The sequence below is a fragment of the Candidatus Merdisoma sp. HCP28S3_D10 genome, assembly GCF_052065835.1.
In the GTDB taxonomy this organism is placed as follows: domain Bacteria; phylum Bacillota; class Clostridia; order Lachnospirales; family Lachnospiraceae; genus Laedolimicola.
This window is the reverse complement of sequence record NZ_JBQHTG010000004.1, coordinates 149,126-164,667: the sequence shown is the minus strand read 5'-3', so window position 1 is coordinate 164,667 and position 15,542 is coordinate 149,126. Positions and strand designations below refer to the sequence as shown.

Below are 15,542 nucleotides of genomic sequence, written 5' to 3'. Positions count from 1 at the left end.
GGGAAAGAAGGTATCTTTATGTCTGAAAAATCATGCAGCAATACAAGCTGCGATAAATCAAGCTGCGAGGGATGTCCCAGCAGAGAGCAGAAGCCGGCAAGCCTGCAGGCAGAGTGCAACGAATACAGCTGTGTGCGCCGGGTTATCGGCGTAGTCAGCGGCAAGGGCGGCGTGGGAAAATCCATGGTGACCGCTTCTCTGGCCAACGAGCTGGCGGCGAAAGGGTATCAGGTGGGTATCCTGGACGCGGATATTACAGGACCGTCCATTCCGAGAATGTACGGCGTTCATGGCGCTGCGGAAGCAAGCAATATGGGAATTGAGCCGCGAATGACAGAAAATGGAATTAAGCTCATGTCCATGAATCTTTTGCTGCCCACCGAGGACACTCCGGTTATCTGGAGAGGCCCCATCATTGCCAATATTGTAAAGCAGTTCTGGACCGACGTCATCTGGGGCGATCTGGATTATCTGCTGGTGGATATGCCGCCCGGAACCGGCGATGTACCCCTGACTGTATTCCAGTCCCTGCCGGTCAGCGAGATTGTAGTCGTGACCTCTCCGCAGGATCTGGTACAGCTGATCGTGAAGAAGGCACTGAGTATGGCAGATCAGATGAAGATTCCGGTAAAGGGCGTGGTAGAGAATTATTCCTGGCTGGAGTGCCCGGACTGCGGAAAGAAGCTTTATCCCTTCGGCAAGAGCCATCTGGAGGAAATCGCAGGTGAGGAGAAGCTGCAGATCATCGGACGCGTTCCCATGAAGCCGGAATTCGCCGAAGCTGCGGATGCGGGAGCATTTGATAAGGTGCGTAACCCGTATCTGAATGTGGATTTTGAATAATTAGGACGGCCGGACCGGGGCGATGTTGTACACTGGATAACAACATCGCCCCGGCCCTGGTTTTGGAGACGCAAAGAGAGCGTCTCTTTTTTTATTGGGGAAAACTTACACTTGCAACCCTGTTATATATGTGGTATAGTGAAACAAACATATGTTTCGAACATACATTCGAAAACAAGGTGCAAGTGAGGTTTTTACCATGACGTTTGTGCAGGGGCGGGCGGATTTGCCTGTGATGGAGAAGCTGCAGATTCTGGCGGATGCGGCAAAGTATGATGTGGCCTGTACCTCCAGCGGGGTGTCCAGAGGGAATTCCGGGCAGGGAATCGGTAATTGCATGGAGGCGGGGATCTGTCACAGCTTTGCGGCAGATGGACGGTGTATTTCGCTTCTGAAGATTTTATTTACCAATGAGTGTATTTTTAACTGCAGGTATTGTCTCAACCGGTGTTCCAATGACGTGCCGCGGGCTACGTTTACGCCGACCGAGGTCTGCGAGCTGACCATGGAATTCTATCGGAGAAATTATATCGAGGGACTTTTCTTAAGCTCGGGAATCGTAAAGAGTCCGGATTATACCATGGAGCTTTTGTATGAAACCCTGTGGAAGCTGCGCCGGGAGTATCACTTCGGCGGATATATTCATGTGAAGGCGATTCCGGGGGCGGATCCGATCCTGATAGAAAGGACGGGGTTCCTGGCAGATCGGATGAGTGTGAACCTGGAGCTTCCCACAGCGGAGGGGCTTCGGACGCTGGCCCCGGCCAAGACCCGGGAGAAGATTCTGACTCCCATGCGGCAGATTCAGAATGGACGGCTGGAGCATGGGGGACAGCTGCAGACGACCGGGCAAAGCAGGGCGGTGGCAGCGCGGCGCAGCCACGGGCCGCAGTTTGTTCCGGCCGGACAGTCTACCCAGATGATCATCGGGGCGACGCCGGAGAATGATTTTCAGATTATGTCAGTGGCGGAGTCCCTGTACCGGAGATTTGAATTAAAAAGGGTCTTTTATTCCGCCTTTGTCCGGGTAAATGACGACAGTCTTCTTCCGGCCCTGCCCGGCGGGCCGCCGCTTCTGCGGGAACACCGGCTGTATCAGGCGGACTGGCTGCTAAGGTATTACGGCTTTGAGGCCGGAGAGCTTCTGTCTGAGGAACGGCCGAATTTTAATGTGCTTTTAGATCCCAAGTGCGACTGGGCGCTGCGTCATCTGGAGCTTTTTCCGGTGGAGGTGAACCGGGCGTCTTATCAGACACTGCTTCGGGTACCGGGCATCGGCGTGAAGTCCGCCCAGAGAATTGTGAAGGCCAGAAGACTTGGTATGGTGGATTTTCCGGATTTGAAGCGGATGGGCGTGGTACTGAAGCGGGCGCTGTATTTTATTACCTGCCGGGGAAAAACCCTGTACCCGATCCGGATAGAGGAGGATTTTATCACGCGGAATCTGCTGGATGTGAAGGAACGGATGCCCTATGGGATCAGCGGGGACGTGACCTACCGGCAGCTGTCGCTGTTTGATGATTATCAGGTACCGCAGCAGGATACGGTCCGATTGCAGGCGTAAGGCGCAAAGCTTATGGGATGTAGCAGGATTTGAGGAGAGAAGGATCGGTATGACGATTTTTGTATGTGAGGACAGCCTGGACGGCATTCTGACGGCTGTTTATGACGCCTGGGACAGTCGCCTGGGACACAGCCGGGTCAGGCTTCGGACGGAAGCAGAGGATACCTACGAACTGTTCTGCGAATACCGGCAGGTGAAAACCGATCTGGATAAGGCGGAGCGGGTGCTTCGTACAGTCAGACAGAGAATGGGAGAGGAAGCCCGGGAAGCGATCTGTTATGCCTGTGCCTGTCCCCATCCGGATAAGGCGGATGCGGTATACCGGCTGATTGTGCGGGGACTGTCTATGGAGGACGGAACCGGGGCGATCCATTATCTTCAGGATCCGTCCATAGCTCTGGTGATGAAACTGCGGCAGAAGGCCTGGCATGAGGCCCACCGGATGCTGGGCTTCCTGCGCTTCGAGGAACTGCCGGGAGGCATTCTGTACGCGCAGATGGAGCCGTCCTGCGCGGTGCTTCCTTTGATAGCGCCCCATTTTGCAGATCGGCTGCGGCAGGAAAACTGGATCATCCGAGATCGGAAGCGGGGACTTCTGGCAGTACACCGGAAGGACAGCTGGTGGATTCTGACGGAGGATCGGCAACTGAATCAGGAGCTGTTAAGCGCCCGAACGGAGGGAGAGAAGGCATTCCGGGCACTCTGGAAAGCCTTTTGTGAGACGATTGCCATCGAGGAGCGGAGAAATCCCCGATGTCAGCAGAATCTGCTTCCTTACCGTTTCCGGCCTTATATGAATGAGTTCGAAAGTACGGAAAAAAATACAAAAAAGGGGCGGTAAAAGTAGGCCGGTTTCCCCGACGCAGAATTGACACTGCCAAAAATTCATAGTAAACTGTATACAGACACTATGACAGACAGGCAGGAGAAAAAACCATGAGTGACGTTCGGATAATAAAAGCTGCGCTTCTGGGTGCAGGAACCGTAGGAAGCGGTGTTTATGAGATTTTACAGTGGCAGAAGGACGAGATGCCGAAGAAGCTGGGCGCAGTGGTCGAGCTGAAGAAGATTCTGGTCCGTGATAAGAAGAAAAAGAGAGAGGGGATGGACAGCAGTCTCTTTACAGACAGCTGGAAGGAGATTCTGGAAGACCCGGAGATTCAGATTGTCATCGAGGTTATGGGCGGAATCGAGCCGGCCAGAACCTATATTACAGAGGCGCTTCACGCCGGTAAGCACGTGGTGACAGCCAACAAGGATCTGCTTGCAGAGCATGGAAAGGAAGTGCTGGACGCGGCAGAGGAGCAGCGCTGCGATCTGATGTTTGAGGCGGCAGTGGCAGGCGGTATTCCGATTATCCGTCCGTTGAAGCAGTGCCTGGCGGCCAATCATCTGACCGAGGTGATGGGGATTGTCAATGGAACAACCAACTATATCCTGACGAAGATGACGAAGGAGCATATGGAATTTGCAGACGCCCTGGCTCTCGCTACGGAGCTTGGCTATGCGGAGGCAGATCCTACGGCCGATGTGGAAGGCTATGACGCAGCCCGTAAGATGGCAATTATGGCGTCTATCGCGTTTAATTCCCGGGTAACCTTCCGAGATGTGTATACCCAGGGCATTACGAAGATTACGTCGTCAGATATTGCCTACGCCGCAGAGCTTGGCATGGTGATTAAGCTTCTGGGTGTGGCGCGCAATACAGAGACCGGTATCGAGGTGGGCGTGTATCCGATGCTGATTTCGGCGGAGCATCCGTTAGCCAGCGTCAACGATTCCTTCAATGCGGTGTTTGTACACGGCGACGCCGTAGACGACGCCATGTTCCAGGGCAGAGGCGCAGGCAAGCTTCCGACCGGAAGCGCGGTGGTTGGAGACGTCTTTGAGGTGGCCCGGGATATTGTGGCGGGAAGCACCGGAAGAATCAATTGTACCTGCTACAAGACACTCCGTATTAAGCCCAAGGAGGAGATTAAAAACCGTTATTTCCTGCGGATGAAGGTGGATGACAAACCGGGTGTGCTGGCCAGCATTTCCTCTGTATTCGGCAATAACCATGTGAGTATCGCCCAGGTGATTCAGAAGAGTGTTGACGAAGGAATGGCAGAGCTGGTTGTGATTACCGATAAGGTGGAGGAATGCCATTTTGAGGACGCCCTTCTGGTATTTGATAAAATGTCGATTGTAAAAGAGATTCCGTCGGTTCTCCGGGTATACGCGCAGAACCGGTAACGGGAAAGCAGAGGCGGGGAATGAAAAAAACACTGACCTTACTGGATAAGGCGATTATATTTGCGACCAAGGCCCATTCGGGAGCTAAGAGAAAGGGTACAAACGTGCCGTATATCGTGCATCCCATTGAGGCAGCAGCGATTGTGTCTGCCATGACGGACGATGAGGAGGTTATCGCCGCGGCAGTCCTGCACGATGTACTGGAGGATACAGACGCCACTGAGGACGATCTGTACGCCCGTTTTGGACGACGTATCACTGAGCTGGTGATGAACGAGAGCGAGGATAAGCGGAGAACCCTTCCGGCCTCCCTGACCTGGAAGACCCGGAAGCAGGAGACCATCATCTTTCTGGAAACAGAGGCTGACCGGGACGCGAAGATGCTGGCGCTGGCGGATAAGCTGGCCAACCTGCGATCCATCTACCGGGATCAGTGTATCATCGGCGATAAAATCTGGGAGCGCTTTAATGAGAAGCATAAGGAGATGCATGCCTGGATGTACCGGTCGATTGCGAAGGCCCTGGAGGAATTGAAGGATCACCCTACTTGGCAGGAATATAACCGCCTGGTAAATGAGGTGTTTGGGGAAGAAAATAATAATGATACAAGGAGGTACATTATGGAACCATACCACGAATTGAGCAGAGAAGAACTTCTCGAGCTTAAGACACAGCTTGAGGCAAAGTACAGGGAGGCACAGGCGAAAGACCTGCATCTGGATATGTCCAGAGGAAAACCCAGTGCGGCTCAGCTTGATTTGTCTATGCCCATGCTGGACGTACTGAACAGTACCAGCGACATGAAGGACGCCACCGGACTGGACTGCCGTAATTACGGTGTGCTGGACGGCCTGAAGGAGGCAAAGGAGCTGCTCGCCGGTATGACAGGCGTCTCCGCCGAGAATGTCATTGTCTTCGGAAACGCCAGCCTGAACATCATGTATGATACGGTGGCAAGGGCAATGATTCACGGCGTTATGGGACACACCCCCTGGTGTAAGCTGGACAAGGTGAAGTTCCTGTGTCCGGTGCCCGGCTATGACCGCCATTTTGCCATTACAGAGTCCTTCGGCATTGAGATGATCAATATTCCGATGACTGCCACAGGACCAGATATGGATCTGGTAGAGGAGCTGGTAAATAACGATCCGGCGGTTAAGGGTATCTGGTGTGTGCCGAAGTATTCCAATCCCCAGGGAATCACCTACTCAGAGGAAACCGTGCGCCGTTTTGCTGCCTTAAAGCCCGCAGCGGAAGACTTCCGTATTTTCTGGGACAACGCGTACTGCGTACATCATCTGTACGAGGAAAAGCAGGATGAGATTCCGGAGATTTTAAGCGAGTGCGCGAAGGCAGGCAATCCGGATATGGTATATGAGTTCTGCTCTACCTCCAAGATCAGCTTCCCGGGATCCGGCATTTCCTGTATTGCCACTTCCGAGAATAATATCAAGGATATTAAAAAGCAGATGACGATTCAGACCATCGGCCATGACAAGATCAATCAGCTGCGCCATGTACGGTTCTTTAAGAACAGCGATGGAATTAAGGAACATATGAAGAAGCATGCCGCTATCCTCCGTCCGAAGTTCGAGGCAGTTCTGGATATTCTGGACAGAGAACTGGGCGGTCTGGAGATTGGTACCTGGGTACGCCCCAACGGCGGTTACTTTATCTCCTTTGACGCGATGGAGGGCTGCGCAAAAGCTATCGTAGCCAGATGTAAGGAGGCAGGCGTGGTGATGACCGGAGCCGGAGCCACCTACCCGTATCACAAGGATCCGAAGGACAGCAATATCCGAATTGCTCCCTCCTTCCCGACTACGGAAGACCTGGCAGCCGCAGCAGATCTGTTTGTTCTCTGTGTTAAGCTGGTAAGCGTGGAGAAGCTTCTGGAGACAAAATAAGAAATAACAGTGTGGATAATAAGGGAAGCCCCGGCGTCGATTTCGCCGGGGCTTCCTGCGTAAAGAAATTGGAAACGTAATTTAGTTAAAAAGCAGGAAATATACGATCACCAGCGCGCCCAGCACGATCCGGTAATATCCGAAGGCTTTAAAGTCATTTTTCTTGATGTATCCCATCAGAAACTTGATAGCCAGTACGGAAACCACAAAGGCTGTCACCATACCCACAATCAGAATCGCCGCTTCGGTTCCGGTAAAAGCAAAACCAAACTTCAGCAGTTTCAGAAGACTGGCTCCGAACATCACCGGGATCGCCAGGAAGAAGCTGAACTCAGCCGCGATATACCGGGAAGCGCCCAGGAGGGTTGCGCCCAGAATGGTGGCTCCGGACCGGGAAGTTCCGGGAATCAGCGCCAGAACCTGGAATACGCCGATGAAAAGCGCCATCGGATAAGAAAGCTGTTCAAAGGAACGAACCCTGGGCTTGCGGCCTTTGTTGTGATTCTCGATTACGATAAACAGCACGCCGTACAGAATCAGGGTAAAGGCTACCGTCTGATAATTATAGAAGAGAGCGTCGATCTTGTCGTCAAAGGGGAGACCGATAAGCGCCGCCGGAAGCACAGCCACGAGAACCTTGAACCACAGAGACCAGGTCTCCTTCTTAATCCAGCCCTTGGAAGGCGTGGTAAAGGGCCACAGCTTTCCGAAGTAAAGAACCACAACGGCCAGAATCGCGCCCAGCTGGATCACCACCAGAAACATTTCCATAAATTCTTTGCTTACATTCAGCCGGATAAATTCATTGACCAGAATCATATGTCCGGTACTGCTGATGGGGAGCCATTCAGTGACGCCCTCCACGATACCCAGAAGTAAAACCTTCAACCATTCCATCACATTCATTGTATACAATACTCCTTATTTGATGTTCTCTTAAAAATATGAGAAAAGATTCGGATTTCAGTATAACATACTGACCTTTTATGTCAATGTCAGGAGAGAAAATTAAGAAAAACGATCTAAATTCCGGAAAAATCCTTTTTTCCCAGTAAGACTATAGGGAATGAAAATGCATAAAAATGGTTTATATACACAAAAATAAGCATATTTATTCATTTAAACATAAAATATTGCATAAAGTATTAAAATTTATGCAATTTAGGTATTGCATTTTTTGAAAATGATGATACAATAGGAAACAGATTTGAAACACAGGAATTACTATTTGAAAATCGGGAGGAAAACATTATGAAAAAAATGGTAGCTGTATTACTGGCAGCTGTTATGTGCGTTTCCATGGCAGCCTGCGGATCTAAGAAAGAAGAGACAACAAAGGCTGAGGCAGACGGAGCATTTACCACCGTTGCGGACGGCGTTCTGACTGTAGGAACCAATGCCACATTCCCGCCCTATGAGTACAAGGACGGAGATGATATCGTAGGTATCGACGCTGACATCGCGCAGGCTCTGGCAGACAAGCTGGGACTGAAGATGGAGATGATTGATATGGAGTTCGGCGCTCTGATTACCGCTATCCAGTCCGGTAAGATTGATGTAGCCATGGCAGGTATGACCGCCACGGAGGACAGAAAGAAGAATGTAGACTTTACAGATTCCTACGCAACCGGCGTACAGGTTATTATCGTAAAGGAAGGTTCTGATATCGCAAGTGTAGACGACCTGGCAAACGACAAGATCATGGGCGTTCAGGAGGGAACCACCGGACATCTGTACTGCTCTGACGACTACGGCGAGGATCATGTAATCGCCTACACCAGCGGCGCAACTGCTATCCAGGCACTGCTTCAGGATAAGGTAGACTGCGTGGTTATCGACGAGCAGCCGGCGAAGGAGTTTGTAGAAGCAAACGAGGGCCTGAAGATTCTGGACAGCGAATATACCGTTGAGAATTACGCAGTAGCGGTATCCAAGGATAACCCGGCTCTGACAGAGGCTCTGAATAAGGCAATGCAGGAGCTGAAGGACGACGGAACCATTCAGTCCATCCTTGACAAATACATCAAGGCTGAGTAAAAAACCAACAGATACGGATGGTATCTGAGAATACAGAGGAGGCGTTCAATTTCATGAACACCTCCCTGTTTTGCGGAAAAAGAAAGTTTACGTAGCGAGGAGAGAAGGATATGTTCGAAGGCTTAAAAAGTGGTCTTTACCAGACATTTATTCTGAATGACAACTATCAGTATTTTGTTAAAGGTATTCAGACCACATTGATTGTTACTGTGTTCGCCCTGGTGCTGGGTGTGATTCTGGGCGTGATCGTGGCGGTTATCCGCTCGGCTCATGATCAGCAACCGGAGCGCAAGAAAAATGTTTTTCTGCGTCTGGCCAATCTGCTTTGTCAGGTATATCTGACGGTAATCCGCGGAACCCCTATGATGGTACAGCTTCTGATTATGTGGTTTGTAATCTGGGCCAGCGCCCGCGCCACGGATGCTAACATGATCCGCTGCGCCATTCTGGCCTTTGGTATCAATTCTGGCGCTTATGTGGCCGAGATCATCCGTTCCGGTATCATGTCCATCGACAAGGGACAGATGGAGGCAGGCCGTTCTGTGGGACTGACCTACGCGACAACCATGCGCTGCATTATTATTCCCCAGGCGTTCAAGAACGTATTGCCCGCCCTGGGAAATGAACTGATTACCCTACTCAAGGAGACCTCTGTCGTGACGGTTATTGGACTCCGCGACCTGACCAAGGGAGCTCTGATCATTCAGTCCAAGACCTACCAGGCCTTTGTGCCGTTCTTTGCCATTGCGGCAATGTATCTGGTGATGGTGCTGGGATTGTCCTGGCTGATGGGTAAACTGGAAAGGAGAATGAGACAGAGTGATTTACGTTAAGGATCTGGCCAAATCATTTGGCGACAATCATGTAATTAAAAATATCAATATGCATATCGCGCCGGGAGAAAAGGTGGTTATCGTAGGACCGTCCGGTTCCGGTAAATCCACCTTCCTGCGGTGCCTGAACCTGTTGGAGCAGCCCACGGAAGGAACCATTACCTTCGACGGACAGGAGATTACCGCGCCGGGCGTGGACGTCAATAAGGTCCGCCGCCGCATGGGTATGGTGTTCCAGCATTTTAACCTGTTCGCGAACCTGACCGTAAAGGAAAATATCATGCTGGCTCCGGTGCAGCTGAAGCTGAAGACCAAAGCAGAAGCGGAGGCAGAAGCCATGCGCCTGCTGAAGCTGGTCAACCTGGAGGAAAAGGCAGATTCCCATCCGTCCCAGCTTTCCGGCGGACAGAAGCAGCGGATCGCCATTGTCCGTTCCCTGGCGATGGATCCGGAAATGATTCTCTTCGACGAGCCCACCTCCGCCCTGGATCCGGAGATGGTAGGTGAGGTTCTGGAGCTGATGAAGAAGCTGGCAGACGACGGCATGACCATGGTAGTCGTAACCCATGAGATGGGCTTTGCCCGCGAGGTGGCAACCCGCGTGGTATTCATGGACGGCGGCTACATTAAGGAAGAAAATAATCCCAAGGATTTCTTCGAAAATCCCCAGGATCCCCGTCTGCAGGATTTCCTGTCCAAGGTACTGTAAAAAACATAGTTTCATCATTCTTTCATAAGAATTTCTTAATTGACTTTATATATTTTTTAGAGGCTAGACATAACTTAGTCACAATTCCCTGCTATAGTATTAGATGTAGCAAGAACACATATCAGTATTTCATTCATAACACTCGGGGACTTCCGGGAGGAAGCCCCCACTCCCTCGTAAACATGGGTTTCTCAGAAATGAGAAGCCCTTTTTTAATGCTGATTTTGGCGGGTTTACCAGAGATTTACCAGATTTGGCGGAAAAGAGACTTGTGTACAATATAAAATCACACCGATGGTTCAGTGTGATTTCATAAATCTGTGCAAAGATAAAAACTTAACAGTTAGACTATAATAGTTCATTTGGAAGGAAAATTATTCCTTGCACAATTCTTCAGGGAGAATAGAAAAAGGGTTGTAATGTCGTATTGTTTCATCAAATTCTTCAATTATATCTGATGAATTGTAAAGTCTTTCTCCGGAAAGTGTATAATTAGAAGCCGCTTTTTTAAATGTGCTATACCATAAATCGAAAACATCAATTCCTTTAATGTCGTGTGTAATTTCTGCAGCTTGTATCGCACGAAAAAGCTGTTCAAGAAAAATTATTTTTAGGGTACGACTTTCAGGGTTACAGGGAGATGATTCAGTATTGTATAAAAATGGATCACTATACTCTAATGTAAAAATATCATGGTCACGTTCTGATGTCATAGAAAAGTGAAAGCCAAATTCTTTATACAGTAATGAAAAAGCATCTAAGACATCTTGGTAGGTATGAGCCAAATTTTTCTGTCTATCTTTGACAGGGTTACCTACAAGTTCATCAATAGATATATTCAGATACTGACTTGCAGAGAATAAAAATTCTACAGGTACAGATGTGTTTCCGTGTTTCATTTTAGAATAAACATCGGGCTGAAGGTCATAAGTTATAGATTTGCAGAATTCTTTTTGAGTAAGGTTCCTTTCTTTTAAAATTCGATCCAGATTTCGAAATAATATCGTTTTATCAAACTCCATGTGCAATTTCCTTTCTTATAAATTGATAATATCGCAATTATACATTGAAAAAATGAACAGGTTGAAAATATTGCTATTGAATTACTCTTATAATATTATAATAGCATAAATTAACAAGACGTCAAGAAAGAAAGGGGAAAAAATGAACGAACGTTTAAGAAAAACAGAATGTGAAATGAACTGCAAAACAGGCCGTATCAGTGATGCGTGTATCAGATATGGTGTAGGGATTACGTCAATGCGAAATATAGCTCGTGAGGCAGGTGCTGTTGTACGCATTGGTCGAAGCTATCTTATCAATTATAGCCGGGTGGATGCATATATGGACAGTCTGTCAGGGGAGGAATAGCAGATGATAGAGGAATATTTGAGAAAGGGTAAAGAAAATGCTATCACATCGCGGAAATTAGCAGAATTGCTGGGGTGTAAATCAGTTCGTGAACTTCAGGAACTGATTGCATCGGAACGGGCGGCGGGCAATGTGATTCTGTCTACCTGTTGCGAGGGCGGAGGCTATTTTCTACCAGCAAATCGGATGGAGGTTTTGGAGTTTATCAAAACCTTGGAAAGCAGAGGACATAACACACTGGCCGCTCTTGGTTCGGCTCGGAGATACCTGAAGCAGGAAGACAGGATGGAATGAAGCATGGCAATAGTTATTTTATGCAGGTCAGTCGGAAGGTGTGGGGGTATCCTTTATCTGACAAGGCAAAGCTGCTGTTCTTCTGGCTCAATGAATTGGAGCAACGGTACACAGGAGAAGATGTAGATTATTTCTATCGAACGGATGCGGATCTTGCTGCCGATATGGGATGGAGTCTGAAAACGTTAAAGGCAGCGAAAGCTGAATTGCGAGAGACAGAACTTATACAACTTCTCAAGATTCACTGGGTCGATCCGAAGACTGGAAAGAAGTCTGAAAAGCGGGTTACAGGGTATCGTATACTGGCATGAATGCAAGATGAATATTGATAGGGCAACGGTGTAATTTTTACCATTCTGCTACGAAGCGGAAGCGTAAAATTTACCCTGCCGGGCAGAAGTGTAAAAATTACTCCTAGGCAATAGTGTAAAAATTACCCTACTAATATAAGAATTAGATTATATCTAAGAATTGGACTATATGTGAATATAAGATAAGTAAATAACATATCGCGTTCTAAAAAACAAAGGAAGGTATTGATGCTAAAAGGCATGATACATAAATAACACAGGGCAAGGCCCGGAAAGGAACAATATGCAGATTGTAAAAAGTTTGAAAACAGAGTTGGAATCATACTATAGCAAGTATGAGAAAAAGCAGCAGGAGGTTGATAAAGCATTAAGATTATATCAGCCTGATGTGGCACAGGAGCAGATTGAAAAAATATCGTTACAGTTCAGTGAGGAAAAAGAGTCCACCATTGCCGCAATTAGGAAAATTGAGGCTGCTGCCACAGAGAGTATCAAAAATTGGGCAGTGTTGAGCGGAGCCAAGATTGACGAAGCAGATGTAAAGCTGTTGGAGTATGATCTGAATTCAGAGCAGTTTGAGGCGCTTGTAGAAAAACACAAGGACAATGGAACAATGTGCTTTGTGCTGGGAGAATACGCAAGAAAGCATAATGCTACGATCGACGTAATGAATCCAGAGGAGTATACAAGAGGGTGGTTAAATGAAAGCATTGTACCGACGGAAAAGAATAAACTGCAAGCATTAAAGCATTTTGTGCAGTCAGCTATGAGCACAATTGAAGCACTTGATTATGAGGGCCCGTATCACATGGCTAAAACTCCGGATGTGCTTCAGCATACAGTAAAAGAATTTGGTGAACCTAGTGCTTTAAATTATGAATTCTTAAGTGTATTGGAGGGATAAGGATGGCGAAAAATATTTTTAACGCAGAAAAAACATATTATTGCAGGTTACATGGGGTAACGTTTTCAAATTTCCCGGAACAGGTAGAACCGAGGGTCCCGGGAAAACTGGCGGCTGATACGGAAGAAGTAACGGATCCTGTTTTTGGAAAGAAAGAGTATGCTGTTTTTACGGTAGAGGAACCCAACGGGGCATTCCCGCCGCAGTGGGTAGGTACATACCGGTTACCTATGGATGCGAAAAATAGGTGGTATGGAGAAGAAAAAAATGAGGTATGAATATGGCGATACGAAAAATCACAGAATGGATTACCGCGGAAGGCTTGGAAAAAGTAGAAGGATGGGCCAGAGATGGGCTGACGGATGAACAGATAGCTACTAAAATGGGAATTTCAGCAAGGACTTTGTATCGCTGGAAAAAGGAGCAGGATCCGATTTGTCAGTCCTTAAAAAAGGGAAAAGAAGTTATTGACAGAAAGGTTGAAAAGTGTCTGTTAAAACGTGCTCTTGGCTATACTTATGAAGAAGTAAGGGACAAGTACGAAGGTGATGTTTTAAAAGAGCGAACGGTTATCACAAGGGAAATACCAGGGGATGTTGCAGCTCAAATCTTCTGGCTGAAAAATCGCAAGCCGGATATATGGAAAGATAGGCCGGAAAACGTGCAGAAGCACGATACAGGCCTATTTACAAGCATAGTGGAAGCAGTAGGCGGAACATTCCGTACAAGCTGATAATCGGGCTTATACACGAAAATTTAGGCATTGTAGAAAACGAATGTTCGTGATATACTTGCTTACAAGGAAAGTCAGAGCACATAAAGGCGGCCTACCCTCTTCGGAGGGATGCTAAACCCTCCAGACGTGAGAAAGGAGGGCGATGCCAATGGTTACATATTCAGAGCTTTTTCAGTTTGGTATGTTCATTGTCGCTCTCGTTGGATTGTGTTATACAATCTTCGGGAGAAAAAAATAGCCGCCACTACTCGCAATAGTGACGGCTGGCCTCGTAAGAGGTAAAAGCTTATAACTATGGGGTAGGCCGGATTGCTCTGGCTTTCCCTATTTCTATCATCAATATATCACATTTAGCAGCAGGACGCAAGGGGATACATACAGAAAATATAAGGATCCTCCGCGTGCACCAGCCAGAATCTATTCTTCAGCAGATGCTTTTATGGAGGTTCGCTCCATTCGTTCATCAATCGCCTTTTTAATATAGCCATTTACGGATTCACCGGAGGCTTCGGCTGCGGCCTTTATTTCCTCGTACTTTTCTTTCTGGACGTCCAGGGGGATGCGCTTAAGGTTCTTTTTAGCGTAGTTATACATGGACTGTTTTTGACCTTCTGTTAATGGCATTCGAATACCACCTTTCATTTTGGAATAGTAAGCTGGCAATATAGAGTCAACTACTCCACCTTACAAAGCGATTATAGCTTAAATTCAAGAATATGTACATATAAAAAATAGACAAAAATATATGTACATATTTGTGAGAAACGCCAATTGAATTATATGTACATATAATATATAATAAAATCATCAAGAGGAACACAGAACAGCCAAGGCGGACGGGAGTACCGAAAGGGAAAGCAAGAACGCAAGGTGACACCGGGGAGCAGGATAAGATAGATTGAGAGGCTCACATGGAGCTAGATGTTTAAAGCCTGCCGGGGCTGGACTGAATAGCCTCAGGAAAGGAGATTCCGACATGGGAGAAAAAGCATTGCAGAACAGATTAACGAAGCTCCAGAAGATTATGGAGCAGCAGGAAGCACTGGAACAGGAGGCCGAGAAGATCCGGCAGGAGATTAAGACTGACATGGAGGCGAAGCAGGTAGAGGAGCTGCGGGCCGGGGCGTTCGTTGTCCGGTGGAAAACACTGGTGAGCAGCAGGCTTGACGGAAAGGCCCTGAAAGCGGCACTGCCGGAGATTTACAAGCAGTATTGTAAGGCCAGCACAAGCCGCCGGTTTACAATTGCATAAAGAAAAAACCCTTGCCAGAGCGGCAACTCTGACAGGGGCAGGTAACCCGTAACAATCGCTAAGTGGGGATTACAGGTAAGATTATAGCATATCTGTAATCCCGAAACAATGGAGGATTATAGGAATGAGCATGGAAAGAGAAATGAGATGCGGCAGGTACCCGCGGATATCGCTGGCGGCCTGCCGGGTGAATGCCAAGATGACAAAAACGGAAATGGCCTACAGATTAGACGTTTCGCCCGTTATGGTGGAAGCATGGGAGAAGGGAGAAGAGGAGCCGGAGCTGGAACAGCTTAGAAAAATCAGTGAGATTTCCGGGGTTCCGATGAATTTTATCTATGTTGAGGATAAATTCGAAGGTTATAAGTCTGCACATCAAGAACGGATGGAGCAGAATAGGAAAGAGATTCTGGAGACAGTGGAGAAAATGGAGCAGAATAGGAAAGAGATTCTGGAGATGGTGGAGAATCTGAAAAATCCCCATCGAATCGGACTGATACATATTTTCGTGTCTAAGTTATGCAAATAAAGAGGCGGCCAGCCGTG

Annotated in this window: 20 protein-coding genes and 1 pseudogene; 18 read left to right on the top strand and 3 right to left on the bottom strand. The window is 48.0% G+C overall.

Annotation, left to right across the window (positions count from 1 at the left end; all coding sequences use genetic code 11):
- Positions 1-18 precede the first annotated feature (18 nt).
- From ACTNCH_RS11190 to ACTNCH_RS11165, 6 genes and pseudogenes are all read left to right on the top strand, one after another.
- Positions 19-843 (top strand): Mrp/NBP35 family ATP-binding protein, encoded by an 825-nt coding sequence (locus tag ACTNCH_RS11190; protein WP_441018084.1) that lies wholly within the window; start codon positions 19-21, stop codon positions 841-843.
- A gap of 199 nt (positions 844-1,042) precedes the next feature.
- Positions 1,043-2,407: a putative DNA modification/repair radical SAM protein gene (locus ACTNCH_RS11185; protein WP_441018086.1), complete on the top strand. Its 1,365-nt coding sequence runs from the start codon at positions 1,043-1,045 to the stop codon at positions 2,405-2,407.
- Positions 2,408-2,456: 49 nt separating this feature from the next.
- A complete protein-coding gene (locus tag ACTNCH_RS11180) occupies positions 2,457-3,248 on the top strand; it encodes a TIGR03915 family putative DNA repair protein (protein WP_441018088.1) in 792 nt (263 codons plus the stop codon).
- 95 nt (positions 3,249-3,343) lie between these two features.
- Positions 3,344-4,642 (top strand): homoserine dehydrogenase, encoded by a 1,299-nt coding sequence (locus ACTNCH_RS11175; protein WP_441018090.1) that lies wholly within the window; start codon positions 3,344-3,346, stop codon positions 4,640-4,642.
- Between the two features lie 20 nt (positions 4,643-4,662).
- Positions 4,663-5,052: pseudogene (locus tag ACTNCH_RS11170) on the top strand (HD domain-containing protein); the annotation flags it as partial.
- A gap of 210 nt (positions 5,053-5,262) precedes the next feature.
- Positions 5,263-6,549, top strand: coding sequence for an aminotransferase class I/II-fold pyridoxal phosphate-dependent enzyme (locus ACTNCH_RS11165; RefSeq protein ID WP_441018362.1), 1,287 nt, complete (start codon positions 5,263-5,265; stop codon positions 6,547-6,549).
- An 81-nt stretch (positions 6,550-6,630) separates the two neighbouring features.
- On the opposite strand, the gene ACTNCH_RS11160 is transcribed toward ACTNCH_RS11165, so the two are convergent.
- Positions 6,631-7,455, bottom strand: a complete 825-nt coding sequence (locus tag ACTNCH_RS11160) for an undecaprenyl-diphosphate phosphatase (protein ID WP_441018092.1) — start codon at positions 7,453-7,455, stop codon at positions 6,631-6,633.
- Positions 7,456-7,800: 345 nt separating this feature from the next.
- Between ACTNCH_RS11160 and ACTNCH_RS11155 the strand changes: the two genes are divergently transcribed.
- From ACTNCH_RS11155 to ACTNCH_RS11145, 3 genes are all read left to right on the top strand, one after another.
- Positions 7,801-8,586 carry an ABC transporter substrate-binding protein gene (locus ACTNCH_RS11155; protein ID WP_441018094.1) on the top strand — a complete coding sequence of 262 codons (786 nt, stop codon included), beginning with the start codon at positions 7,801-7,803 and terminating at the stop codon, positions 8,584-8,586.
- A 110-nt stretch (positions 8,587-8,696) separates the two neighbouring features.
- Complete coding sequence (locus ACTNCH_RS11150) at positions 8,697-9,419, top strand: amino acid ABC transporter permease (protein WP_441018096.1); 723 nt, start codon at positions 8,697-8,699, stop codon at positions 9,417-9,419.
- The gene (locus ACTNCH_RS11145; protein WP_441018098.1) at positions 9,406-10,128 is read left to right on the top strand and encodes an amino acid ABC transporter ATP-binding protein; all 723 of its coding nucleotides are present in this window, start codon (positions 9,406-9,408) and stop codon (positions 10,126-10,128) included. The genes ACTNCH_RS11150 and ACTNCH_RS11145 overlap by 14 nt, the downstream gene beginning before the upstream one ends.
- 374 nt (positions 10,129-10,502) lie before the next feature.
- On the opposite strand, the gene ACTNCH_RS11140 is transcribed toward ACTNCH_RS11145, so the two are convergent.
- On the bottom strand, positions 10,503-11,150 hold the full coding sequence (locus ACTNCH_RS11140; protein WP_441018100.1) for a helix-turn-helix domain-containing protein: 648 nt from the start codon (positions 11,148-11,150) through the stop codon (positions 10,503-10,505).
- 142 nt (positions 11,151-11,292) lie between these two features.
- On the opposite strand from ACTNCH_RS11140, the gene ACTNCH_RS11135 reads away from it, so the two are divergent.
- The 7 genes from ACTNCH_RS11135 (at position 11,293) to ACTNCH_RS11105 (ending at position 13,982) form a co-directional block, all read left to right on the top strand.
- Entirely contained in the window at positions 11,293-11,499 is a 207-nt protein-coding gene (locus ACTNCH_RS11135; protein WP_441038350.1) for a DUF6462 family protein, read from the top strand.
- A gap of 3 nt (positions 11,500-11,502) precedes the next feature.
- A complete protein-coding gene (locus tag ACTNCH_RS11130) occupies positions 11,503-11,793 on the top strand; it encodes a hypothetical protein (RefSeq protein ID WP_441018102.1) in 291 nt (96 codons plus the stop codon).
- Complete coding sequence (locus tag ACTNCH_RS11125) at positions 11,790-12,104, top strand: hypothetical protein (protein WP_441018104.1); 315 nt, start codon at positions 11,790-11,792, stop codon at positions 12,102-12,104. Before ACTNCH_RS11130 ends, ACTNCH_RS11125 begins: the two co-directional genes overlap by 4 nt.
- A gap of 283 nt (positions 12,105-12,387) precedes the next feature.
- Positions 12,388-13,008: a hypothetical protein gene (locus ACTNCH_RS11120; protein WP_441018106.1), complete on the top strand. Its 621-nt coding sequence runs from the start codon at positions 12,388-12,390 to the stop codon at positions 13,006-13,008.
- 2 nt (positions 13,009-13,010) lie between these two features.
- Positions 13,011-13,286, top strand: coding sequence for a hypothetical protein (locus tag ACTNCH_RS11115; RefSeq protein ID WP_441018108.1), 276 nt, complete (start codon positions 13,011-13,013; stop codon positions 13,284-13,286).
- A gap of 2 nt (positions 13,287-13,288) precedes the next feature.
- On the top strand, positions 13,289-13,741 hold the full coding sequence (locus tag ACTNCH_RS11110) for a helix-turn-helix domain-containing protein (protein ID WP_441018110.1): 453 nt from the start codon (positions 13,289-13,291) through the stop codon (positions 13,739-13,741).
- Between the two features lie 145 nt (positions 13,742-13,886).
- Positions 13,887-13,982 (top strand): putative holin-like toxin, encoded by a 96-nt coding sequence (locus ACTNCH_RS11105; RefSeq protein ID WP_441038348.1) that lies wholly within the window; start codon positions 13,887-13,889, stop codon positions 13,980-13,982.
- Between the two features lie 179 nt (positions 13,983-14,161).
- Here ACTNCH_RS11105 and ACTNCH_RS11100 read toward each other — a convergent pair whose 3' ends face one another.
- A complete protein-coding gene (locus ACTNCH_RS11100) occupies positions 14,162-14,368 on the bottom strand; it encodes a hypothetical protein (RefSeq protein ID WP_441018112.1) in 207 nt (68 codons plus the stop codon).
- 352 nt (positions 14,369-14,720) lie between these two features.
- On the opposite strand from ACTNCH_RS11100, the gene ACTNCH_RS11095 reads away from it, so the two are divergent.
- A complete protein-coding gene (locus tag ACTNCH_RS11095; RefSeq protein ID WP_441018114.1) occupies positions 14,721-14,996 on the top strand; it encodes a hypothetical protein in 276 nt (91 codons plus the stop codon).
- Positions 14,997-15,120: 124 nt separating this feature from the next.
- Positions 15,121-15,525, top strand: coding sequence for a helix-turn-helix domain-containing protein (locus tag ACTNCH_RS11090; protein WP_441018116.1), 405 nt, complete (start codon positions 15,121-15,123; stop codon positions 15,523-15,525).
- Positions 15,526-15,542: the final 17 nt, after the last annotated feature.